This is a genomic window from Terrabacter lapilli (assembly GCF_039531305.1).
In the GTDB taxonomy this organism is placed as follows: domain Bacteria; phylum Actinomycetota; class Actinomycetes; order Actinomycetales; family Dermatophilaceae; genus Terrabacter; species Terrabacter lapilli.
On sequence record NZ_BAAAPU010000008.1, the window covers coordinates 1 to 22,559 of the forward strand.

The window sequence follows — 22,559 nt, forward strand, 5'->3', positions numbered from 1 at the left end:
AACGCCGCCACAGCGCCCTGCGAGGTCACCCACCCGTCAGCCGACTGCAACCAACCTGATGGCTGGGTACACCTAGGGCGGCGAAGCCGTGGTTGCTGTAGACCCATTTCGTCCCCGGCTGGACCTCCCGGGGGATCCCCCTGCGGTAGTAGACCCCCAGCGGCTGCACCCGCCGTGCCTCGACGCCGGCTCCCGCCACCGGTCGGAGCAGGTCCGACAGTCGCAGCCAGTAGCCGACGCCTGAGGTGTGGGTGAGCAGGTTGCGCACGGTGGCCGGACCCAGGCCGGGCCGTACCGGCCGCAGTCGTATCGTCGAGAGGTAGTCGTCGGCGGGGGCGTCGAGGTCGATCCGGCCCTCCTCCCAGAGCTGCATGACGGCGACCGCCGTGAACGTCTTGGTGAGCGAGCCGACGCGGAAGACGGTGTCCGCCGTGACCGGCGAGCCGGTCGTCATGTCCGAGACACCGTGGCAGTGGAACCAGGTGGGCTCACCGGGGCGCACGACGGCAACTGCCAGCCCCGCGGTCGGCCAGCGGTCGAGAGCCCGCCCGACGGCGCGTTCCAAGGCCACTTCACCGGTGCCCATGGGCCCAGCCTCGGGACGGCGGTGGCGGCGGGACAGGGCCGTTGGTCCCTGTTCGCCGGTGGTCGGGCGGTCGGATGCTGGAGGTCAGGCCGCTGGGAGGTGGTGTGGTGTCGGTCGAGAGGTTGAGCGCGGACGACCGTCTCCTGCTGCTTTCGGACGCACGGTGGCCGCAGGACGTCGGCGTCGTCGCCGTGGTCGACGGCGGGGCGCTGCTCGACGGGTCGGGACGCCCTCGTGTGGAGGCCGCCCAGAAGGCGGTTTGGCACGGGCTGGACGCTGTCCCGCGCCTACGGCAGGTGCTTCGCGTGCCGCCGTCTGGTCTCGGCGGCCCCTACTGGGTCGACGACCCCTCCTTCGACCTCGCCCACCACGTACGCGTCGGGCCAGAACTGGCGTCCGGAGACGACGCCGACCTGCTGTCAGCCATCGAGCGGATCAGGAGCCGTCGGCTCGACATGCGCCGCCCGCTGTGGGAGCTCTGGCTGCTCCCCGGCTTCCGCGACGGGCGCCTGGCGCTGTTCGTGCGGATGCACCACGTCATGGCCGACGGAGTGGCGGGCGTTGCCACTCTGGCGACGCTGCTCAGCGACGAAGCCGGGGAGCGGCCCGCTCGCGCGGGGGAGTGGTCACCACGGCCGGCGCCATCCCGCGGCGAGCTCCTCCATGACAGTCTGCGATCGCGCGGCGGAGCCCTGCACGGCGCCATTCGGGCTGCGGCGCACCCCCGCGGCAGCTACGCGTCGGCTGCGCAGCTGTGGCACGGCATACGTGGGCTTGTCACGGGGGCACCCGGGCCAGTGACGAGTCTCGGCGGGCTCGTGGGCCCGCACCGTCGGCTGGCCGTCGTGCGCGCCCAGCTCGAGGACGTCGAGGCTGTCGCTCACAACGCGCACGTCACCGTCAACGACGTGCTTCTCGCGATGAGCGCCGGTGGGGTGTCCGCGCTGCTGCGGAGCCGCGGCGAGTCCGTCGACGGGCTGGTGGTGCCGGTCCTCGTGCCCGTCTCGCTGCGGCAGCCGGACCACCAGGCGGGGCTCGGCAATCGGATCTCGCAGATGGCCGTCGGGTTGCCGGTAGGAGAGGCCGACCCCGTCGCGCGCCTGCGCCGGATCAGCGCGGGCACGACGAGCGGGAAGGCTCTGCCGCACCCGTCGATGGGGGCGGTCTTCAGCAACCGAGTGCTCGGCGCGCTCGTGCTCCGGCTGATCATCCGCAAGAGGATCAACCTACTCAGCGCCGACATCGTCGGGCCCAGTCAGCCGCTGTCCTTCGCCGGTGCCACCGTCCGCGATGTGTTCCCGCTGATCAACCTGCTGGGCAACGTCACCCTCGGCGTGGGAGCCCTCTCGTACGCCGGCCGTTTCGAGCTCCTCGTCGTGGCGGATGCCGACCTCCATCCCGACGTCGAGGTCCTCGCCTCGGGTGCTGCTGCGGAGCTTGCCTCGCTCGTCGCGCGCGTCATACCCCAACGTCGGGGACGCGGCGGCCAGGGGAGCGGGACCCGTCGCGGTCCCGCACTTGCAACCAACTTCCAAGCGGCTGAGTGACCGGCCGCAAGGCCTGCCGCGTCCGACGTGCGGTCATCGGTACGAACCACGCCGGCGGCCTGCTGCTGCGGCCGGACGGAAAGTTGACCCGTCGCTGGGACGACCTGCCCGCGTTAGTCGACCCCTGGCGGGAGCTGGCGACGGCTGCCGAGTGAAGGTTGCGGTGGCCAGCGTGGTTCAGCCCAATGCGGCAATAGCGAGGTACGGCCAACTCTTGACGTCACCTGACTACGGCGCCTGTGGCCCTCCTCGTTGCTGCCAACGATGAGGGTCAGTCGCGATCTGAGGCGACGTAGTCGGTCAGCTTGCGCTTGTCCTGCCCGAGCTGTTTGACGTTGAAGCCGAGTGTCTTGCTGGCCTGCTTGGCCGTGAGGGTGAATACGGGCGTGTCGTTGCTGGTCACGGTGACCGAGTCGAGGTTGCCGATGGTGCCGAGTAGCTTCGTGGCGGCGGGAGTGAAGTCGATCGCGTCGAGGGGCTTGCCGTCCACCTCCGTGGTGGGAAAGGTGACCGTGAGGTCGTAGGGGGCGTTCACGGTCTGCAGCTTGATGCTGTACGAACGGGGTGGGCCGAAGTTGGTGTCGGCGATGAGCGCGAGGGCCTTGTTGCTGTCCCCGACGTATGGGGTGCGGTGCGCCCAGAGGGCGTCGGACTCGGCGTCGACCCCGGCCCCGGCGGAGGCATTCACCGAGCACCCGGTCAGCGGGACAGCGACGAGCGAGGCAGCGATGATGAGTCCGGCGGCTCGGGAGCGAGTGGCGCGACGGTTCATGGATGTTCTCCTGGGGGTGGCGCCGGTGGGTGGCCAGTTGGGGGGCCAGTTGGGGGCCCTGGATGACCCCTCGGTCTCCAGACGGCTCCGCGGCCGGGCCCGTTCCGCAACAGAGGTGTCGTGCATTTCGTCAGGGGCCGTTCGCCTTCGACCAAGCGCGGCGAATGAGAACGTCTTCGTGCGGGTCGTCTCAGCATCGGATGCACCTCAGTCGCGGTTCGTTTGTGTGGATCCGCGGCGCGACCGCGTGCCCGGTGGCAGATTGGATGGGGACAGGACGCGGCCGGGGCGGCGCGTCAGGTTCTCAGGGGATCGAGGCGCAAGATGGCCTCTTCGACGTGGCGCAGGACAGCAAGTTCACACGACCGACGCCGCATGGTTGTGGTGCTCGCGTTCAGTGCGTCGGCGCTGCTGCTGGCGGGCTGCGCTGCCGCGGCGAATCCGGCGGCCGGGAGCAGCGACTCGGCAGGGTTCTGGCTGGGTCTGTGGCAGGGGTTCATCGCCCCATCGCGTTCCTGGTGTCGCTGTTCAACCACAGCGTCGGCATCTACGAGGTCCACAACAACGGCGCCTGGTACGACTTCGGCTACATCGTGGGCTTGACCATCTTCTTCTCCGGTGGCACCGCCGGTGGTGCCCGCACGCGGCCCCGAAAGAAGAGAGCCCAGCCGTGACCAGGCGCCCGCACACCACTCCTGCCCACGCTCACCCACCCCGGGGACCTGCTCGCTCGGACCCGTCCTGGGCGAGCCTGTACCGGCTCGGCGCCTTCTCGGCACTGCTCTACGTGGTCCTCGTCCTGGTCCCTGTCGTCTTGGTGTTCGCCGCTCCGGTACCGCCGACCGACGGCAGGGCGCTTCTGCTCTACATCGCCGCCCACAAGGGGCATCTACCTGACCGAGCTGCTCTGCTTCGTTGGGCTGAGCGTGCCGGCGTTGGTGGTGTTCGCGGCGGTCACCGCAGCCTTGAAGGACGTGGACAGGAGCATCGCGCTCGTTGGCGGGCTCTTCGGTGTGGTCTCCGAAACCATCGCCCTCGCGCTCAGTAGCAGCCCGCAATCGCTGCACGGCGGCTCGTCGTCCTCAGCAACTCGTACACCGCCGCCCCGACCGAGGCGCAGCGCGCCAGCCTGGCCCGCGCCGCCGATGCGCTTATCGCCGCGACCAACGCCGTGTCCTGGGCCGGGATCCTGACCGCAGCCGCCATGGTCATCCTGTCCACCCTGATGGGCCGCAGCGGCTTCGGGCGCGTCATCGCAGTGGTCGGCGTCATCACGGGCGCGGTCGGGATCATCACCGAGACACTCCGGCCCGTCATCGGCGCCGACTACCTCGTCTACGGGGTGCTACTGCCGGTGTGGTTCGCCCTCGTCGGGTGGAAGCTGCTGGGGCTTCGACGCAAACTCGCCTGACCGAAAGGCTGGACTCAGCGCCCATGTTCGCGGCCGCATGTCACAACAGAAGCGCCGCCAGGCAGGCAAACCAAACGACCAGCAGGGCGTAGCCGAGCGCGAGGGCGAGGGCGAGGATGCGCGAGGGTCGTGCCGTCGTGCCGAAGTCCCCGACGAGCAGAAGGACACTGACCGCCACGCCCACCCACGCCACCACGGGCGCTTTGCCGTCGACCAGCATGAGGATCGACAGCACCAACCCGCCGCCCATCAAGCCCGAGCGCCCGGCCAGCCTGGTGGCCACCAGCACCAGGATCCCGAGCAGAGGCTGCGCCACCGCGAGTGCCATCCACGGGACATGACTGGTGCCGGGCCCGGGCCAGAATCCGGCATAGGCGGCGCCGGCCAGCACCAGCAACGCCACGTCGATCGCGTTGATGCCGCGCAGCTCGTCTCGAGACGCGACCCGGTACCGGGCGTTGAAGCCGAACAGCACGGCCAGCCACGGCCACCACCTCCGGACGGCACCAAGCACCATGCCGGCGGCACCGGCAAGTAACGCGACGGCGACCGCAGCCGCGGCCACGCCACCGATCAGAGTGATCACTTCAGCCTCCCCATCCGCCGGCCCCTTCGAGGCGGTTCTTCAACAGGAGGCGCTCACGCGTAGCCCGATTCGATGTACCGCTTGAGCGTCACCCAGTTGCGACGCTCCCAACGCGGAGCCACCAGTGCCAGCACAGGAGAGAGCAACTTCATCGGCCCGATCAGGCCCATCTCCCAGTCCCACCTCAGCAACGTGACCCCACCCTGGTCCGTGAAGCTCACGGTGCCGTCGACCTGCATATACGAGGACCGGACGAGGTTGCGGAACCGACGCGGCCTCTCATACTCCGTGACCTCCACCGTCATAACGCCGCCGGCGCCCATCCCCGTGGGCTGAGCCACGAATCGAGAACCTTTCTCCACCGGGCCCTCCCCCAGCTTCTCCGCGCGGACGATGCGACGGTTGTATTTGGGCTCGTTGCGCTCATCGGCGACGAAATCGAAGACCTCCTCCACCGGCGCATCGATCACGACCTCACCGCGGATGTGTGCCATCGCCGACTCTTCCCCCACCCCTGGTACGCGTTCCCCCTCGCAAGCGTAGAGTTCATGCCCGCCGACTAGGGTACGAATGGCAGTGCACACCCAGCGACGTCCGCTCGCGGAGCGGCATGATCGGACGTCGCCTTGCGAGCTGCAAACGAGTGCTGCGTGGGTGAGATGATTGCCTGGCCCTGCGCCAGCCCCACAGGACTCACGAACCTGCTGGCCCTAATCGGGAGGACTCCTGTGTTTTCGAGCACGCCCAAGTGGGGCCGTGCCTACGCCATATCCGCCCTTAGCATCGGTCTGCTGTTCATGACCCTAGGCCTGCTCAGCACGTGGGCGGTCTTCGCTGGCACCTCCGGAACTACGCGGCTGCCGGGAGTCGTCCAGACCGTCCAGGCGCAGGCAAACTCATCAGACTCCGTTCATCTGCTGGTCAAGACCGACGACGGTCACGTCGTTCGCCACGCTGCTTCAACGGAAGTTGCTAGCGACTACTCGCCGGGTGAGCGCGTCGCAGTCCTCGTCAAGAGCGGCCAAGAGCCCATCCTGGATGACGGATCTGGCCGATACACGGGCAGCTTGATCACCTTGGCTGCTGGCATCGTCCCGCTAATGGTGGGCATCATCCTTCGCCGGTCTCGCGACCGGTTGGGTCGAGAGTCAGCAAATCCGCAGTCTGTCCATCCGGCGGCCTGACGTCCGACGATCGGCACGACCGCTCGGCGGCATGACCGGAAGCCCCCATGCCATGATGCGCATGACGGGATTCCGGTCCGGCCGCGGCGTAGCGACGAAACGATTGATCTCCAGACGGAGTGTGGAAGTGGAGCCGGTTCTTCGTGCGAGCCTCTGGCCCGGCCAGGCGGGCCTGTTTACCAGGGACGCCCATGAGTGAAGAGGTGCGGCGCAGCAGTGCTCACTAGGATAATCAGGGGTTTCCGACGGCTCCCCTTTCATTTTCAGATATCGAACGTTTTAGGTGTCGCTGCCGCCTTCGTAATGATGGTGGTCTCGCTTATCCACGGAGACGTCAAGTCATTTGGCGCGGCGTCTGCTTGGCTCTTCCTAGTGCTTGCCCTGACAGCCCTTGCGTCGCTGTTCTTTGGTGGCCAGTCAAAGGGCTGAAAGAGTGGCCGGTGCGCCATCGGGCCAGACGGCCGCTTCGGGACCGCCGCGGCGCGCGAGCTCGGAGGCATCGCGTGTGGATCACGAATGCTGACGCCGCCAGCGGCACATCAGGACGAGCTCGGAACTCGGCTCAGCGACCTAGAAATCGGCGCACCGAAACTAAGTTGTCATGGATGTATCGGTCATCAGCGCGGCCATGGCCTTCTAGCGCCGTGACGAAGTCGTCGAGAAATGCCTTCGAGGAGTCCCTTAGGTAGATGGGCCCAACTGCCTTTGTTCGTGCATAGATGATCTCGAGTAGGGGCGGATCGATCCTGACCCCCTGGATCGACAACGAATCAATGTCGGCGAGCCGCACTGTTCGTCGCTGTCTCCATCCCTCAACGACGAGGCTGTCCTCGCTCAGCCAGACCTGTTGCGGTGGGGCGAACCGGACGCTCGCTCCTAGAGCGATCCCAGCCAACGCCAGCACCAGCCCACTCGGAAGCCCGACAGCAGAGGCGATGACTGCGGTGACCAAGGCTGCCAGGAGCGCCTGAAAGAGGGCTCGCCTACGGCTTCGGACGACCAAGCGCGCGGCACTCATTGCCACAGGGTGCCACTGTCCCGAGACAACGTCCTCTTCTCGGCATGACAGGTAAAGAACTGCCGTCCAGGGAGGGGGGAGAGGTCGGCGAAGAGTCGTGGCCGCTGTCCGGTTGAGGTCGAATGTCCACGGTGGACGGCGAGTGTCTGTGGGGAATTCGTGGGGAAGTTTCGGTAGCGGCCGCGTGAGTGCTGGTTAGCGAATCGCATTGTCTGGACTGTAAATCCGTCGCGAAAGCTACGAAGGTTCGAATCCTTCACCTGCCACCCAGTGCGCCGAGAGGCCCTGACCAGCGGAAACGCGGGTCGGGGCCTCTCGCGCATACCCCATAGGGGTACCTGCACCCCTCGATGGCGAAGGCGTTCCCCTCGCATCCGACCTGCGGGAACGCGGCGGTCGGGCCGTTCAGCGCGCCCGGCCTGACTCGACTGCTCGGACGCTGTCGGGCCTACGACGCCGGCGTGATGAAGAAGGTGGATGTCCCGAAGGCGTGGAACGTGCCCGTGGGCGTGACCCGCGTGAGGTTGAAGTTGCACCTCACGAGGTCGCCGACCACGTGGGGCTTGTCGACGTTGAAGTAGGTGACCTGGGTGGCCCCACCGTTCGGCGTGAACTCCCGGGTGGCGTGGATGGACTGCGTGACGTAGATCGCAGTGCCGCCCACGAAGTGACCGGGGGTGAAGTTGCCGCCCCCGTTGAAGACCAGCTCGATCACCTGCCCGTCGTCGCAGACGGAACCGATCGTGGTTGCTCCCGAAGCTGAGGCGGCGGGGGCGAGGGCCAACGCCGCGACAGCTCCGAAGGCCAGGGATACGGATAGACGCTTGATCATGGGGTCGTTCCTTTCGGCTCCGTGGCGTCCCTTGAGACGTCCCGTCGGGCCGCCTTCGGCGACAGGCCCTCGTCCCGGCATACGCCTGATCGGGCGGCCCTGCTGGACAACCCCTGACATTGCCGGGGCCGGCGTCGGTAATGCCCGCGATGGCGGGAAGGTCATCCATCCCCGAGCCTCGAACCGGCGCGTGGAGGCCCCCCCGAGGTCCTCCGGGTCGTCGGGTGGGTCAGACCGGCGGATCCTCCCGGCCGGTCGCCTGTCAGCCCCCGACGTGGATGTGGGGTCGGCGCTGCTCGTCGGGCTCTGCTCGGCGCAGGATCTCGTGGACCAGCGGGGGGACGTCCCCTTCGCCGGCGATCAGGAACCGCAACACGTTCTGGCCGGGGGCCTTCTGGCTCCACTCGAAGTACGCGTGCGGCGGCTTGCTCATCCGGTCACGCACGTCGAGCAGCACGGCCGCGAGCACGTTCGGCACCGAGGGCCCGGTGGCGCGCAGCACGTAGTGGCCGCCGACCACGGCGGAGGTCACGTGCACGGTCGTCTCGAAGTCGCTGGCGTCGCTGATCTCGACCTCGAGGAAGATCGCCCCCTGGCGGGCATTGAGGTGGTTGAACATCCGCACGTCCAGCGACTTCTCGCGGTACTCCTCCCGGTCCCCGGCCTGTCGCTTGTTCGCGATGAACCGCAGCGGCTGCGGTCCGGCCGCGGCGTCCTCGAGCATCCGGGTGGCATCCTCGTCGTAGACGACCTGCAGCACCCGCAGCTCGGTGGACCGGGCGACGCGGGACCAGACGCTGATCACGATGATCAGCGTGATGAACAGACCGGCAATCAGCAGGCCCTCAGGCCGGTCCAGGATCGTGACCGCGAAGGTGTACACGAACACCGTGCTCACGGCGGCGAAGAAGGCAGCCGTGCCGCGGTGTCGTCGGCGCAGCTCGGTCAGGAACACCGCGATCGCGGCAGAGGTCATCAGGGCCAGCACGCCAGTGGCGTAGGCCCCCGCCTGCTCGTCGACGCTCGCCCGGAACGCGAGAGTCACAACCGCGGCGATGAAGGACAGCACCAGCACCAGCGGCCGGGTCGAGCGAGCCCAGTCCGGGGCCATGCCGTACCGCGGCAGGTAGCGAGGGACGATGTTGAGCAGCCCAGCCATCGCCGAGGCGCCCGCGAACCACAGGATGCCGATGGTCGCCGCGTCGTACGCGGTGCCGAACCCGTCCCCGAACAGGTGGTGCGCGAGGTACGCCAGGGCGCGCCCGTTGGCCTGCCCGCCGGGCTGGAACTCCGGGGCCGGGATGAGCAGGGTCGTCACGAGCGAGCTGCCGAGCAGCATCACGCTCATGATCAGCGCTGCCGTGGTGAGCAGCTTCTTCGCGTTGCGGATCCGCCCCACCGGGCGTTCTTCGGTGTCGGACGCATCGCCCTTGACCAGTGGCATCACCACGACACCGGTCTCGAAACCGGACAGCCCCAGTGCCAGGGCGGGGAACACCAGCAGCGAGGCGCCGATGATCCCGAACGGGGCCGAGTGCGCGGAGGTCATCGCGGTGACCCAGTCGCCGACCGCCGTGGGGTGGCTCTGGAGCTCGATGACGGCCCGGATGATCACGACCAGGCTCAGCCCCAGGTAGGCGGCCACGAGGACCACCGCGATGCCGATCGCCTCCTTGAACCCCTTGAGGAACACGGCCGCCAGCGCAGCCAGCAGGACCAGGGTCACCACCACGTTGCGCCCCTGGAGCGCGTCGTGCAGGAACGGGTTCTCGATGAGGTGGGCGCTCGCGTCGGCCGCCGAGAGGGTGATCGTGATGATGAACCCGGTGGCGACGAAGCCGATGAGGCACAGCACCAGGACCTTGCTGGGCCAGTACGACAGGAGACGTTCGAGCATCGAGAGGCTTCCGTCGCCGTGCGGGCTCTCCACGGCGACCCGCCGGTACATCGGCAACGCGGCAAAGACGGTGATCAGCACGAGCACCAACGTCGCGACCGGCGCGAGTGCCCCCGCCGCCAGGGCGGCGATCCCGGGCTGGTAGCCGAGCGTCGAGAAGTAGTCCACACCGGTCAGGCACATGACCCGCCACCACGGCTGCACGTGCGCCTTCTCGGTCGCCTCCCGCTCGTTCTCGTAGTAGCCGCCGGGCTCGACCTCGTCTGACTCGAGCAGCCACCGCTTGAGTGCCGAGCGCTCGTCCTGTTCCGTGATCACGGGTCGGGAGTCTATGTGTCCGGTGCGGACGCCTTGGTTGCTCGGGCCGGAGAAGGGCGCGCTGTCCCCAGTCCGCTCTCAGCTCGTACGAAATCGTGCGCCTGGCCGTCGGCGTCCTGGTGTGGCACGTCCAGCGATGTCGGACGTCACGTCACGGCATCGGAGTTGAAGGCGCGAGGCGTCATGACGGCGGCCGGGGTGAACTCGTCCGGCTCGGGCTGCGGCGCGTCCGCCGGCAGACCCGCTCGTGACATGGCCTTGGGCAACACGTCACGGTTGAAGGTGTCCAGGTTCTCCTTGGACTCCCACACCTCCGTGAGGTCAAAGCCTCGGTCGGTGGGATAGGCCACGTGGAGGAGCAGTCCGTCGCCGCCGCCTTCCTCGGCGACCACCTCCAGAACCGCCTTGTGCATGGCCCGGTATGCCTCGATCGGCGCAGGGAAGTGCAGCGTGTATCCGTACATGGTCAGCCTCCATCTCGATCCTTCGATGGGAGTGCAGCGGCCGGACGCTTGTCAAGGGACGCGTAGTCGTGCCTTCCGGAGTGCGCCCCCGCGGCGACGAGGCCCGCCTTCGCGCTGCCCGCCCACCTCGAGAAGTCCCCGAGCGCCGGAGTCGGGAGGCTGGCCCGCTTGCCGGCATCCTGCCGCGCGACGGCCTCCTCGGTGGCACATTGGGTCTCAGGACGCAGCCGGTGGGACACATCGGGCGCGGGGATCGAGGCGCGGCATGGCCTCTTCGGTGGGGCGCAGGACAGGCGGTACCCACGGCGGGAGCCGCGTGCTCGCCGTGTTCGCGCCGGCCTGTACGACGCTGCTGCTGGCGGGTTGCGCTGCCGGGGCGGATCCCGCCGCTGGAGGCAGCGACTCGGCCGGATTCTCCTCGGGTGGCACCGCCGGTGCGCGCACCCGGCCGCGATCGAAGTCGGGTGGCCAACCATGACCGCCCGCCCACCCGCGACTCCCGTACGCGCTCACGCACCAAGGGCACCGGTGCCAGCAGACCCGTCGTGGGCCACCCTGTACCGGCTCGGGGGAATCTCGGCGGTGCTCTACGTGGTCCTGGTCCTGGTGCCCGTCGTCCTGGTGTTCGCTGCGCCGGTGCCGCCGACCGACGGCAGGGAGCTCCTGCTCTACATCGCCGCACACAAGGGCGTCTACCTGACCGAGCTGATCTGCTTCGTCGGGCTGAGCGTGCCAGCACTCGTCGTGTTCGCAGCGGTCACCGCCGCGCTCAAGGACGTCAACAAGAGCATCGCGCTGATCGGTGGGCTGTTCGGGATCGCCTCCGAGACCATCGCGCTCGCCCTCGGCAGCAGCCCCCAGTCGCTGCACGGTGGCCTCGTGGTCCTGAGCAGCTCATTCTCCGCCGCCACGACCGAGGCGCAGCGCACCAGCCTGGCGAGCGCCGCTGACGCGCTGATCGCAGCGACGAATGCCGTGTCGTGGGCCGGCATCTTGACCGCCGCTGCGATCCTCATCCTGTCGGCCGTCATGGGCAGGAGCGACTTCGGTCGGATGGTTGCCGCGTTCGGGGTCGTCACGGGTGCGGTCGGCATCGCCTCCGAGGCCTTCCGCCCCGTCGTCGGCGCGGCCTACCTCGTCTACGGGCTGCTGTTGCCGGCGTGGTTCGCGCTCGTGGGCTGGAAGCTGCTGGTCATCCGACGGAAGGCGGCCTGAGGTCGACATCGACCAGCAGGCCGGGGTGGTCAGTGGTGCCGTGCATGTCCAGGACCCAGTGCCCGCGCACCCGGAGATCAGGGCCGACCATCACGTCCTGAAGGCCGCCGTCGTCGGTGCGCTGGTAGCCGCTGGGCACGCACGACTGCGGGCTGGGTGAGCCGCGGGCCGCGAGGTTGAGATCGGCGCCGATGATGATCGGGCCGACACCGCCTCGGCGGCTGATCATCGGCACGACCGAGTCCAGCAGGTATCGGCACTGGTTCAGCGCGACCGCGGCGTCGGTGCTGCTGGTGTGTGTGGTGCAGGCAGACAACCCGGCGGCCAGATGGATGCAGACCCAGACCCGTTCCTCCGTGTCTTGCAGGTCCTGTGCCGGGTAGAGGCCGCTGTCGGTGCGGGCGCCACCCTCCGGACGCGCGACCACGAGCAGCACGCCGTCGCCGAACTCCTGGCCGTTCTGACAACGCACCGGTGCCTGCGTCTGGCGGTCCTTCGCGGGCGCGAATGCCGTAGCAACCGCCGCCTTCGGGAAGCCGGCCGACAGAGCCTGCTCGAGCGGGCGCAGGTCACTGCGGCAGACCTCGTTCAGACTGACCATCTCCGGTTGGTGCTCGTGGACCAGGGCAGCGGCCAAGGTGATGGCCCTTCCGTGGGAGTAGCACCCAGCGCGCCCGCTGTTGCACAGATTCATCTGCAACACCCGCACCGTGGTGCCGGGGGCGCCGAGTGTCGGCCGGCTGACGTCGGTCGGCTCCCTCGCCGCGCCACCGACGTCGCAGCCGGCAAGACAGCCAGCGGAGACCGCCGCGAAGCACGCTGCAGCGGCAGCCCACCGCGGGCTGCGGAGCGGGCGAGCGCGCATACCCATCATGGAACGCCGACCGTTGGGCGCCGCGCCATCGATGCGAGCATGTCCGTGGGCGCCCGTCGGCACGTGCGCGCCGAACGCCCCACGCGGCTTCCCGGCTCAGTCACCTGGCCATCCGGGCAGCCGGAGGTTGTGGGCTCCGCTGCGAGCCTTGGCCGTCAGGTAGCGCACGTTGGCGGGTGACGCGTGGACGGCCGTCGGCTCGACACGGGTGACCTCGATGCCCAACCGCTCGAGCTGGGAGGGTTTGTCCGGGTTGTTGGTGAGGATCCGGACCCGAGGTGCATCGAGCGCCAGGAGCATCTGCACGGCCACCGTGTAGTCCCGCTCGTCGGCGCCGAAGCCCAGGGCCAGGTTCGCCTCGTAGGTGTCCAGGCCGCGATCCTGGAGGACGTAGGCCTCGAGCTTCGGGTACAGCCCGATCCCGCGGCCCTCCTGGCGCAGGTAGAGCAGGTATCCGCCGGCTGCGCTGATCCGCCGGACGGCTTCGTTGAGCTGGGGCCCGCAGTCGCAGCGCCGGCTGCCGAACACGTCTCCGGTGAGGCACTCGCTGTGCAATCGCACCAGCGGCGTCGTGTCCTCCCCGCACGGTAGCGATGGCTGTGGCTCCACCCGGCCGCCGAGCGCGAGGGCCACATGTTCGAGGCCGTCGACGAGTCCCGTGAAGGTGTGGGCCACGGCGGTCGTCGTGAAGCCGTCGGCAAGTTCGAGTGGCACCCGAACGGCGGTGCGGATCGTCGCCCGCGGCAGGCTGCTCCCGGGCGGTTCAGGGCTCGTCGCGGGCTGCATCATCTGTCTGGCTCCGTGTCGTGGGTCGTGTGCGCGTCGTCGCCGAGGCGCGTCGGCTCGACGCAGCGCTCGGACAGGGCGTAGCGCAGGAGCGCGACGTCGCCGATCTGCCGAAGCCCGATGAGCGTGGCGCGACGTTCGGGGTTGAACGGGAACGCGCCGTCGCCGACGAACCGTGTCGCGCGGGAGCTCCCGACGAAGAACGGTGCGACGACGAGCTGCAGCTCGTCGGCGAGGTCGCCGGCGAGCATCTGCGTGTGCAGGGTGCCGCCACCTTCCACCATGAGGCGTCCGACCCCACGCGCCGCGAGGTCGGCCAGGACGCCGGGCAGAGGGCACTCGTCGCCGGCATCGACGACGGTGGCGCGGCTCCCGACTCGGAGGCGGGCGACGGCGTATGCCGCTGGGGGACAGTAGACGAGCTTCTCGGCGCCGTCGTCGGCGAAGAACCGGGCTGCCGGGTCCAGGTCGGCCGTCCTGGTCACAGTCACCTTGGTCGGGGAGGGCGACAGCCCACGGGCGACGCGGTGGCCTCGCCTGGCGGTGGAGCGCACGAGCAGGCGGGGGTCGTCGTGGCGGATGGTGGCGGCCCCGACGAGGATCGCGTCCGACGCGGCCCGTTCGGCGTCGACCCGGTCGAAGTCGGCCTCGTTGGACAGCAGCAGCCGCTGCGGGGACGGGGTATCGAGGTACCCGTCGATGGACATGCCGCAGCTGAGCACGACATACGGCCGCTCGTGGGTTCGTTCGGAACTGCCGGGGGCAGTGGCGGCGTGGGGCTCAGGCATACGTCCTCCCAGCGCTGGTCGGTTCCAGTGTGCGGTCCCGGCGGGTCGCCGCGTAGAGGATGACCACCGCTCCAGGCAGGCTCGCGACGGTCACGAGCGTTCCGTAGAGGGCCGCGACGACGAGGCCGTGGTCGGTGCCGAGTCCTGTTGCGCCGAACGCCCAGGCCGCGGCGCCCTCGCGCGGACCCCACCCGCCGAGGTTCAGGGGCACGGCGGCGGCAAGGAGCACGAGCAAGGCCAGGGGAACCAGGTGCGAGGGCGTCTCGGTCACTCCGGCGGCCCGGACGGCGAGCAGGAACGTACCGACGTGGCCGGACATGGCGAGAACCGACATGGCGACCGCTGCCGACCAGGCGCGCGGCGAGAACACGGGCGGGCTCAGCCGGGAACGTGCATCACGGGGCGGAGGGTCGGCAGGTGGCTCTCTGCGACCCGGTCGACGGCGCACACCGAGACCGACGATCACGACCAGCCCGACGCCGGCGAACATCCACGCGCCGACTCCGCGCCACGGAGGGCCTGCCGCCCACTGCAGCGGCGACGGCACGATCGTCAACGCTGCGACGGCCAGAGCGATCTGCACCACCTGGCCGATGGCCCGCTCGCACACGACGGCATACGCCCCACGTGCCACGTCGCCCGCCGACCGGCCGTGCGCGACTGCGCGGTGCACGTCGCCCGCCACCCCGGCCGGGAGCGTCACGTTGAGGAACTGGGCCCGGTACGAGGCGGCAACGGCGTGGGGGAGCGCCAGGGAGAGCCCGAACCCGCGGGCAACGAGGACCCAGCGCCAGGCCACGCACACAGTCGTGACCCCGGCCACGGCCACCGCGGCGGCAACGGCGAGCCCGAGCGACCCGGGGTCCACCTGCTGCGCAGCCTGCGCGATCGCGCCGGGTCCCACCCGCCAGGCGAGCACTCCGGCAACGGCCGACACGGCGAGCGGACGCAGCCACCTGCGAAGCCGTCCCATCCTGCCTCCCGTGCGCTTCCCGTGCCGCTTCCCGCCTGCAACCGCTCCCGCCACTGCGTTCTGGGCCCACCTCCGAGGACGTCAGCGCACACGAGACGGTTCACCGGAGAGAGCCGCCAGCAGGGCCGCGAGGGATCGGGCCGCCTCCGACCACGGCGCGAGCGCGGTCCTGCGGACGGCCGCCGCGTGCCGCAGCCGGCCACGAAGGTGCGCGTCGGTGAGCCACGCGCGTAGCGCCTCGGCGAGGGCGGGCCCGTTGCCGGCAGGCACGAGCATGCCGGGTAGTTCTGCGGTCGCGGCGCCGGTCCCTTCGCGCCCTGCCCGAGCACCCGGCCCGCGCAGTGTCTGTGGTAGGCCGCCGGCGTCGCTCGCGATGACCGGCAGCCCACGGGCCAGCGCCTCGGTGACGACCATCCCGTACGTCTCGACCCGGGAGGGCTGGACGAGCAGGTCGGCCGACGCGTACGCGTGGGCGAGCTCGTCGTGCCCGAGCGGGCCGGCGAGCGTGAGCCGGCCGACGAGGTCGGTGCCACGCGCCCGCCGGTCGATATCGGCGCCGAAGGGGGCATCGATCTCGAGGGACCCGGCGCACACGCAGTGCCACGGCAGGTCGGTGAGCGAGCCGAGCGCGTCCACGAGCACGTCTTGGCCCTTGAACGCAGTGACGGCGCCGACGCACAGGAGCGAGCCTCCGCTGCGAGTCCCGGTCTCCAGGGGCGCGGCGTCGACGCCGGGCTCGACGACGTGGACACGCGGCCGGGCCAGGTCATGCAGCTCCACGACGCGTTCTCGGGACCATGAACTGGTGGTGATGACCGCCGACGCCGCGTCCAGCACGGCTCCCTCCCGTGGACCGCCGAGGGGCAGGTGGACGAGGGCCAGGAGACTGGCCCGGCGTGCCAGCGGCACCAGCAGCTCGGGGGAGTCCGAGGCCAGCAGACCGTCGACGAGCACCAGGCCGCCGTCGCGGAGGCGATCGACCGCCTCGGCGAGGGACCGACGTCCCGCCGCGTCGGGGACCGGCCACCTTCCCGCGACCAGGTGCTCCTCGACGCTCCACCCGAACGCCTTGAGCTCCATGAGGATCCGGCGGTCGTAGGTGTTGCCGCCGCTGGGACGGGCCGGGTCACGGACCGCCTCCGGCAGCAGGGCGTGCAGTCTCCGCACCCGGCCGCCTCTCAGAGGGTCCGCTCGTACGACGCCCAGGCGACGTGGGACTCGTGGAGGGTGACGAGGATGGCGCTCAGCCGGCCCGGTTCGGTGTCGAGGGCGCCCGACTGCACCCGTTCGGCGAGCCGGTCGGCGATGTGCCGGGCCAGCACCTCGGTGGAGGTGTTGCGCGCCAGGCCGGCGACCTCGTCGAGGTTGCGGTAGCTGAGCGCGCCGACCACCTCGTGGACCTGTTCGGTGGCCAGGCCGATGTCGAGCAGGATCCCGTCCGGGTCCAGCTCCGCGCCGCGGAAGGTCGCGTCGACCACGAAGGTGGCGCCGTGCAGCCGCTGGGCAGGGCCGAACCGCTCACCCTCGAAGCTGTGGGCCACCATCATGTGGTCGCGGACCGTCACGCTGAACATCGGTCACCTCGGCTCGTCGCTGGGCGGATACGTGATCGCGTGGCAGATCGCGGGGAGGCGGCCGTCCGAGAGCCGCGCGAGCACCTCGGGCAGGTCCTCGAACGGGGAGCTGCCGGTGATCAGGGCGTCAAAGGAGTCGTCGTGCAGCAGGTCGAGGGCAAGGGCCAGTCGTTCGGAGTTCGTGTAGCGCGAGCGACGAGCCGGGGACACGACCCCCACCTGGCTCGCCCGGATCCGCAGGCGCCCGAAGTGGAAGGCGCCGCCGAGGGCCACCTCGACCGGACTGTCGCCGTACCAGCTCAGCTCGAGGACGGTGCCCTCCGGCCGCAGCAGGTCCAGGGCGGTCTGCAGGCCGGCTGAGGTCGCACTCGCATGCACGACGAGATCGCAGGTGCCGACCGGCAAGCCCTCGTCGGGCCGGGCGAAGGCGACCCCCAGCCGCGCGGCTGTCGCGGCACGAGAGGGGTCGAGGTCCACGAGGGTCACCTCGACCCCGGGTATGCGGCCGAGCAGCCGGGCGACGGAGCACCCGATCATGCCCGCGCCGACCACAGCCACCCGGTCGCCGATCAGCGGCGGGACGTCCCACAACGCGTTGACCGCCGTCTCCACGGCGCCGGCGAGGACCGCCCGAGCCGGGGGCACCCCGTCGGGCACGACGACGACCGCCGATGCCGGCACGACGTATGCCGTCTGGTGCGGGTGCAGGCAGAAGACGCTCCTGCCACGCAGCGTCGCCCGACCCTCCTCGACCACTCCGACTGAGAGGTAGCCGTACTCGACCGGGGCGGGGAACTGGCCCTGCTGGAAGGGGGCTCGCATGGCGTCCCACTGGCCGCGTGGCACTTCGCCGCGGAACACAAGCGTCTCGGTGCCGCGGCTCACGGCCGAGTGCAGCGTGCGCACGAGCACCTCGTCCGGGCCCGGGGCGGGCACGGTGAGGGGCCGGATCTCGCCCCGTCCGGGTTCGGCCAGCCAGAACGCGCGTGCGTCCGTCACCACGGCGTCAGCGTAGCCACGGCCGGGGACCTCGGAGTGCGGAGCGCGTGAACCGAGTCGGGTGAACCCATCTGCGGATGGGGGCGTCCTTGGGTGCGTTGCGAGCCTCGCTCGCCCGGGACTCGCAGGAGGGTGGCGTGAGACAGACGATTCACCGGGAGCTCGTGGTCGCGCTCGTGGGCGCCGTGGCGCTGGTGCAGGCGCTGGCCGTCCAGGCCGATGTCGGACGGTTCGGAGAGCTCGTCGGGTTGTCCTGTGCCGTGGGCCTGTCGGCCTTGGTGGCCGCCGGCCTGGGTGCATCGGGACGGGGCAAGCTGGCGCCGGCCGACCGCGTCACCCTGACCAGGGCCGTGCTCACGTGCGGGGTCGCGGCCATGGTCGCCGACGCCGTCAGGAACGACACCGGCCTGGAGAGCAGCACCACGCTCCTCGTCGTCCTCGCTGCGGCGGCACTGCTGCTCGACGCGGTCGACGGTCCGATCGCCCGGCGCACCGGAACGGCAAGCCCGTTCGGCGCGCGGTTCGACATGGAGTGCGACGCCTTCCTCATCCTCGTCCTCGCCGTCCACGTCTCACGCACCGTGGGCTGGTGGGTGCTCCTGATCGGCGCGGCGCGCTACCTGCTCATCCTCGCGCAGCGCCTGATGCCCTGGCTGGCCGGCGTGGTGCCGGCGAGGCGGTGGCGCAAGGCGGTGGCCGCCTACACGGGGGCGGGGCTGACGGTGGCCGCGTCGAGGTCGTTGCCACCCGGGCTGGCCGTGCTGGTCGTCGGGGTGGCCCTGGTCGCGATCGCCCTCTCCTTCGGGACCCAGGCGCTGGAGCTGTGGCCCCACCGCCGACCGCGTATCGGCCGAGACTCCCCGGCCCACGTGCCTGTCACTGTCGCGACTTCCCGGACGGCGTCGACGGCGTCGACTGCAGCGACCGCGGGAGTCGGCCCGGATGCCTCACCTGCATCCGTGTGTGCTGTCCCGGGCATCGTTCGCCTCGGGGGGCCGCGATGAGAAATCAGCTCGCCCTCTCACGTGCGCCCCGCGTCGTCGCCGACAAGGACCGGGGGCACGGTGGGGCACGAGCACGGCTGATCGGCGCCGCACACGCGCTGTTGACGGGAACCGCGGGTCTGCTCGTGTGGGTCGCGCTTGCCGCGCCCGAGTCGGGCAGCCTGACGGAACCCGTGCTGCTGCTGCGGGTGCCGGTCGAGGCTCTCGTGCTCGGTGCGTTGCTGCTGTGCCTGCCCAGTGCCGGCCGGCGGTGGGTGCGCCGCTGGGTGCTGCCGCCGGTGGGCGTCGTCCTCGCGGTGCTCCTGCTGGTCCGCGTCCTCGACCACGTGTTCCGCCTGGTCTTCTTCTACCGCCCCTTCAACCTCCTCAGCGACTGGCGGTATGCGCCCTCGGGGCTCGAGCTGGTGCGGGACGCCTCAGGGCAGACAGCGGCCGTGCTCGCCGCCGTGGCGGCAGGGCTCGTTCTCGTCGTCCTCCTGGTCGCGTTTCCGCTTGCCCTGCGGCGAGTCGCCGGCCTGGTCGAGCGGCACCGGCCCCTGTCCGCTCGAGTGCTCGTCGCGCTCGCGGCCGTCTGGGTTGTCGCCGCGGCGACCGGCGCGGCGGTAGCGCCCGGCGTGCCGGTCGCGGCCTCGAGCGCCTTCGCCACCGGCGCCGAGCAGGCCGGCAAGGCGGTTCACGACATCCGGGACCACAGCGTCTTCGGCTCCGCCATCAGCGTTGACGCGTTCTCCGGCGTGGACCCCTCCATGCTGGTCGGGGCGCTCCGGGGCAAGGACGTCGTCGTCGTGTTCGTCGAAAGCTACGGCAAGGTTGCCCTCGACTCGCCGGTCGTCCAGCAGGCACTGGGGAGTGGGGTCACAACGCTTGCGGCACAGGGCTACTCGACGCGCACTGCGTGGCTCGTCTCACCCACCTTCGGCGGTTTCAGCTGGCTGGCCCACTCGAGCGTGCAGTCCGGTCTCTGGGTCGACAGCCAGCAACGCTACGACCAGCTCGTCACCACCGACCGGCTCACGCTCAGCCGCGTCCTGTCGCGGGCCGGGTGGCGCACCGTCGATGTCGTGCCCGCCAACATGCACGACTGGCCTGAGGGACACGACTTCTACGGCTACGACCGGGTCTGGGACGAACGCACCCTCGGCTACCACGGACCTGCTTTCGGCTACGCGCCGATGCCCGACGAGTACACCCTCGCGGCCTTCGACCGTCTGGAGCTGCAGCCCTCGCCCCGGCGCCCGGTGATGGCGGAGATCGACCTCGTGTCGAGCCACTTCCCGTGGGCTCCGCTTCCGCGCCTGGTCGACTGGTCGGTAGTCGGCGACGGGACCGTCTTCGCGCCGCAACCCGCCCAGGCCACGCCACAGTCCGTCGTCTGGCGCACGACCTCTGGCATCCGCACCGCGTACGCCCAGACCATCGCCTACTCGCTCGGCAGTGTCGTGGCGTGGCTCTCGCACACCCGAGACGACAATCTGGTGGTCCTCATGCTCGGCGACCACCAGCCGGCCGCCCAAGTGTCCGGCGAAGGGGCATCCCACGACGTCCCGGTGACACTGCTGACCCGGGATCCCTCGGTGACCAGGCGAATCGCCAACTGGGGGTGGCAGGACGGTCTCGCCCCGGGAGCTGACGCACCGGTGTGGCCGATGAATGCTCTCCGAGACCGCATCCTCACCTCCTTCCGCTGACCAGCCCTGAACCGGAACGGCCCGCGTGGCGTCGTCAGAGATGTGGTCAACGAACAGCAGGCCGCGGACGCGGACCCGCTGTCGAGGCAGAAAGGAGAGCCACCATGACCCTGCGACTCGTGGGTGCGGCAGCACTGCTCGTCTCCGCCGGAGTGCACCTCTACCTGTGGTTCGACGGCGTGCGCAACCAGACCGTCGGCCCGATGTTCCTGGTCAACGTCGTCTCGGGCGTCATCATCGCGGGGCTGCTCCTGGCGTGGCGCCACTGGCTGTCGGCGTTCCTCACGCTCGGCTTCGGCGTGGCGACTCTCGGAGCCTTCACCATCGCCTCGACCGTCGGCCTGCTCGGAGTGCACACCGAGTGGCGCGGCGGGTCCGTCTGGCTTGCCGCGGTCGCCGAGGTCGTGTGCATCGTCACCGGCGCAGCTCTGCTCCTGCACCAGACTCCTGTGGTCCTGCACCTGCCGACCCGCCACGGCAAGCACGCCTGATTCCCTCGGCCCGCAGGTGCCCGGGCGGGAGCGACGCCCCGCACGATGCCACGCGGAGGGTGACGGCGCTTCTCGAGCGACTGGCCACGTCGGGCAGGTCTCGCCGAGGCGCTGAAGCACTGCGCCACGTCGTGCTGGGTGATGCGGAGGGTATCTGTGGATCGGGATCCGGCAGCACCCGCCGGCCAGGCGCCCCTGCGCTCGTCAGGCCGGTCCAGTCCACCACCCCGCGTTCACGCTCTGGGGCCGGCCCTCGCTCAGTACGCCACACTCATGTGCGCGCGGTGTCGGGTCGGGCGCTCGATCTCGTCGACGATCGCGGCGGCGAAATCTGCACCAGAGATGTTGGAGCCGCCCTCCTCGTCGAAGAGCGCGACATCGTCGCCGACCCTGAAGCTGCCTGTTCGCTCGCCGGCCGCCCATGCGCCATACCCGCCGGCGGGACTCACGAAGACCCAGTCCAGGCCCTGCGGCGCCTCTTCAGCGAGCATGACGCGGGTCGCCTCCCCCTCGAGCGCCTCGTCGCGGAACTGCTCCGGGATGTCCCCTTCCACGAAGCGAGGCGCCCCGGGCGCGGGGCGGAGCGAGCTGAACCCGCCGACCTGGATGTAGCGCGCGCCGGCCACGGCCGAGCGCTGGGCAAGGTCGCGATAGACCTCCACCAGCCGTCCCGACAAGTCCCCGCGCGGCGACAGGGCCGCCACGACCGCGTCGGCCCCCGGGATCACCCGCCCCGCGACCTGCTCGACGGTGCCGCTGACGTACCTCACGCCCTCGACCGGGTCCTGCGGCTCGGACCGGCTCACGGACACGACCTGGTGCCCGCGCGCAGACGCCTCGCGGACGACGTTGCCGCCGGTGTAGCCCGTACCCCCGAAAACGACGATCGTGGCCATCAGGGCCTCCTCCTGGCAGAGGGTTGGTTGACTCGTCAACTTACCTCGCTCTCGGGCCGGACGGCTAGGCCGCAGTGGACTTCGAGGTGACCGAAGACGGCGAGGGGTCTCTCCAGGCGGGCGCCGATTCGGGACCTTCGTCCCTAGGCCCTCCTCGTGTCGCTCGGAAGGCTAGAGCACCAGCCGGATCGGCCGAGTCAGGGGTTCGGCCATGCACCTGCACAGCGCTCCGACAGCCGCTTGCCGCTCGTGGACTGGTCGGCTGTCCAGCCGCGTGGCCTGGTGCTCGGTCACTACACCAGAACCAACCGACGTCCCACCAAGCGGGGAACCAGATGTCTCACGAATCCGACCGCCATGCCTTTCTCGACTGGCTCGACCAGCCCGATTCGTTCCCAACCAGGCTCGCCAAGGACGAGTCGTCCACGATCGAGGAGCTGCTCGAGTGCGACGACACCCTGCCTGGGCTCTACTGCTCACAGCTCGGCCTGCCTCAGGGCTCGAGCTACGCCGAAGCAGCGCGTGGCTTCGCCCGACAGTATCGGCTCCGCAACGCGGCGGCCGCTCCATGGGAGGCCAGCACCTTCTGAGGCTGTCGGCGCGGTGACGTGGCGTCGCCCTCGCGACCACATCGCATACGGGCCTCGCCCGGCGGG

General features: G+C 70.1%; 24 protein-coding genes. 8 read left to right on the top strand and 16 right to left on the bottom strand.

Annotated elements, in window-relative coordinates; genetic code table 11:
• Nucleotides 1-25 precede the first annotated feature (25 nt).
• Nucleotides 26-586: a serine hydrolase domain-containing protein gene (locus ABD241_RS13650; RefSeq protein WP_344063546.1), complete on the bottom strand. Its 561-nt coding sequence runs from the start codon at nt 584-586 to the stop codon at nt 26-28.
• A 107-nt stretch (nt 587-693) separates the two neighbouring features.
• On the opposite strand from ABD241_RS13650, the gene ABD241_RS13655 reads away from it, so the two are divergent.
• Nucleotides 694-2,133 carry a wax ester/triacylglycerol synthase domain-containing protein gene (locus ABD241_RS13655; protein ID WP_344063549.1) on the top strand — a complete coding sequence of 480 codons (1,440 nt, stop codon included), beginning with the start codon at nt 694-696 and terminating at the stop codon, nt 2,131-2,133.
• Between the two features lie 271 nt (nt 2,134-2,404).
• On the opposite strand, the gene ABD241_RS13660 is transcribed toward ABD241_RS13655, so the two are convergent.
• A complete protein-coding gene (locus ABD241_RS13660) occupies nt 2,405-2,905 on the bottom strand; it encodes a DUF4825 domain-containing protein (RefSeq protein ID WP_344063552.1) in 501 nt (166 codons plus the stop codon).
• A gap of 338 nt (nt 2,906-3,243) precedes the next feature.
• Here ABD241_RS13660 and ABD241_RS13665 point away from each other — a divergent pair, with 338 nt between their 5' ends.
• Complete coding sequence (locus tag ABD241_RS13665; protein ID WP_344063555.1) at nt 3,244-3,579, top strand: hypothetical protein; 336 nt, start codon at nt 3,244-3,246, stop codon at nt 3,577-3,579.
• Between the two features lie 497 nt (nt 3,580-4,076).
• A complete protein-coding gene (locus ABD241_RS13670) occupies nt 4,077-4,316 on the top strand; it encodes a hypothetical protein (protein WP_344063558.1) in 240 nt (79 codons plus the stop codon).
• 40 nt (nt 4,317-4,356) lie between these two features.
• Here ABD241_RS13670 and ABD241_RS13675 read toward each other — a convergent pair whose 3' ends face one another.
• The 6 genes from ABD241_RS13675 to ABD241_RS13700 all read right to left on the bottom strand — a co-directional run bounded on the left by ABD241_RS13675 (nt 4,357) and on the right by ABD241_RS13700 (nt 10,615).
• Nucleotides 4,357-4,902: a hypothetical protein gene (locus tag ABD241_RS13675; protein ID WP_344063561.1), complete on the bottom strand. Its 546-nt coding sequence runs from the start codon at nt 4,900-4,902 to the stop codon at nt 4,357-4,359.
• Between the two features lie 53 nt (nt 4,903-4,955).
• Nucleotides 4,956-5,396, bottom strand: a complete 441-nt coding sequence (locus tag ABD241_RS13680; RefSeq protein WP_344063565.1) for an SRPBCC family protein — start codon at nt 5,394-5,396, stop codon at nt 4,956-4,958.
• A 1,252-nt stretch (nt 5,397-6,648) separates the two neighbouring features.
• Nucleotides 6,649-7,104: a hypothetical protein gene (locus tag ABD241_RS13685; protein ID WP_344063568.1), complete on the bottom strand. Its 456-nt coding sequence runs from the start codon at nt 7,102-7,104 to the stop codon at nt 6,649-6,651.
• Nucleotides 7,105-7,552: 448 nt separating this feature from the next.
• Nucleotides 7,553-7,936: a hypothetical protein gene (locus ABD241_RS13690; RefSeq protein ID WP_344063571.1), complete on the bottom strand. Its 384-nt coding sequence runs from the start codon at nt 7,934-7,936 to the stop codon at nt 7,553-7,555.
• A gap of 262 nt (nt 7,937-8,198) precedes the next feature.
• On the bottom strand, nt 8,199-10,151 hold the full coding sequence (locus ABD241_RS13695; protein ID WP_344063574.1) for an APC family permease: 1,953 nt from the start codon (nt 10,149-10,151) through the stop codon (nt 8,199-8,201).
• 146 nt (nt 10,152-10,297) lie between these two features.
• Nucleotides 10,298-10,615: a hypothetical protein gene (locus tag ABD241_RS13700; protein WP_344063577.1), complete on the bottom strand. Its 318-nt coding sequence runs from the start codon at nt 10,613-10,615 to the stop codon at nt 10,298-10,300.
• A gap of 528 nt (nt 10,616-11,143) precedes the next feature.
• On the opposite strand from ABD241_RS13700, the gene ABD241_RS13705 reads away from it, so the two are divergent.
• Nucleotides 11,144-11,830 (top strand): hypothetical protein, encoded by a 687-nt coding sequence (locus tag ABD241_RS13705; protein WP_344063579.1) that lies wholly within the window; start codon nt 11,144-11,146, stop codon nt 11,828-11,830.
• Here ABD241_RS13705 and ABD241_RS13710 read toward each other — a convergent pair.
• The 7 genes from ABD241_RS13710 to ABD241_RS13740 all read right to left on the bottom strand — a co-directional run bounded on the left by ABD241_RS13710 (nt 11,808) and on the right by ABD241_RS13740 (nt 17,827).
• Complete coding sequence (locus tag ABD241_RS13710; protein ID WP_344063582.1) at nt 11,808-12,467, bottom strand: SRPBCC family protein; 660 nt, start codon at nt 12,465-12,467, stop codon at nt 11,808-11,810. The two genes, ABD241_RS13705 and ABD241_RS13710, sit on opposite strands and share 23 nt — an antisense overlap.
• Nucleotides 12,468-12,800: 333 nt before the next feature.
• A complete protein-coding gene (locus ABD241_RS13715; protein ID WP_344063585.1) occupies nt 12,801-13,493 on the bottom strand; it encodes a GTP cyclohydrolase II in 693 nt (230 codons plus the stop codon).
• On the bottom strand, nt 13,490-14,278 hold the full coding sequence (locus tag ABD241_RS13720; protein ID WP_344063588.1) for a RibD family protein: 789 nt from the start codon (nt 14,276-14,278) through the stop codon (nt 13,490-13,492). Before ABD241_RS13720 ends, ABD241_RS13715 begins: the two co-directional genes overlap by 4 nt.
• Nucleotides 14,271-15,251, bottom strand: a complete 981-nt coding sequence (locus ABD241_RS13725; protein ID WP_344063591.1) for a lysylphosphatidylglycerol synthase transmembrane domain-containing protein — start codon at nt 15,249-15,251, stop codon at nt 14,271-14,273. The genes ABD241_RS13720 and ABD241_RS13725 overlap by 8 nt, the downstream gene beginning before the upstream one ends.
• An 81-nt stretch (nt 15,252-15,332) precedes the next feature.
• On the bottom strand, nt 15,333-16,418 hold the full coding sequence (locus tag ABD241_RS13730) for a glycosyltransferase family 4 protein (protein WP_344063594.1): 1,086 nt from the start codon (nt 16,416-16,418) through the stop codon (nt 15,333-15,335).
• A gap of 11 nt (nt 16,419-16,429) precedes the next feature.
• Nucleotides 16,430-16,825 (bottom strand): 6-pyruvoyl trahydropterin synthase family protein, encoded by a 396-nt coding sequence (locus tag ABD241_RS13735; RefSeq protein WP_344063597.1) that lies wholly within the window; start codon nt 16,823-16,825, stop codon nt 16,430-16,432.
• A 3-nt stretch (nt 16,826-16,828) separates the two neighbouring features.
• The gene (locus tag ABD241_RS13740; protein WP_344063600.1) at nt 16,829-17,827 is read right to left on the bottom strand and encodes a zinc-dependent alcohol dehydrogenase; all 999 of its coding nucleotides are present in this window, start codon (nt 17,825-17,827) and stop codon (nt 16,829-16,831) included.
• 134 nt (nt 17,828-17,961) lie between these two features.
• Here ABD241_RS13740 and ABD241_RS13745 point away from each other — a divergent pair, with 134 nt between their 5' ends.
• The 3 genes from ABD241_RS13745 to ABD241_RS13755 all read left to right on the top strand — a co-directional run bounded on the left by ABD241_RS13745 (nt 17,962) and on the right by ABD241_RS13755 (nt 21,007).
• Entirely contained in the window at nt 17,962-18,828 is an 867-nt protein-coding gene (locus tag ABD241_RS13745; protein ID WP_344063603.1) for a CDP-alcohol phosphatidyltransferase family protein, read from the top strand.
• Nucleotides 18,825-20,516 (top strand): alkaline phosphatase family protein, encoded by a 1,692-nt coding sequence (locus tag ABD241_RS13750; protein WP_344063606.1) that lies wholly within the window; start codon nt 18,825-18,827, stop codon nt 20,514-20,516. Before ABD241_RS13745 ends, ABD241_RS13750 begins: the two co-directional genes overlap by 4 nt.
• Before the next feature lie 104 nt (nt 20,517-20,620).
• The gene (locus tag ABD241_RS13755) at nt 20,621-21,007 is read left to right on the top strand and encodes a hypothetical protein (protein WP_344063609.1); all 387 of its coding nucleotides are present in this window, start codon (nt 20,621-20,623) and stop codon (nt 21,005-21,007) included.
• A 257-nt stretch (nt 21,008-21,264) separates the two neighbouring features.
• Here ABD241_RS13755 and ABD241_RS13760 read toward each other — a convergent pair whose 3' ends face one another.
• On the bottom strand, nt 21,265-21,903 hold the full coding sequence (locus ABD241_RS13760; protein WP_344063612.1) for an NAD(P)-dependent oxidoreductase: 639 nt from the start codon (nt 21,901-21,903) through the stop codon (nt 21,265-21,267).
• Nucleotides 21,904-22,238: 335 nt separating this feature from the next.
• Here ABD241_RS13760 and ABD241_RS13765 point away from each other — a divergent pair, with 335 nt between their 5' ends.
• Complete coding sequence (locus ABD241_RS13765) at nt 22,239-22,493, top strand: hypothetical protein (protein WP_344063615.1); 255 nt, start codon at nt 22,239-22,241, stop codon at nt 22,491-22,493.
• The last annotated feature ends 66 nt before the right edge of the window (nt 22,494-22,559 follow it).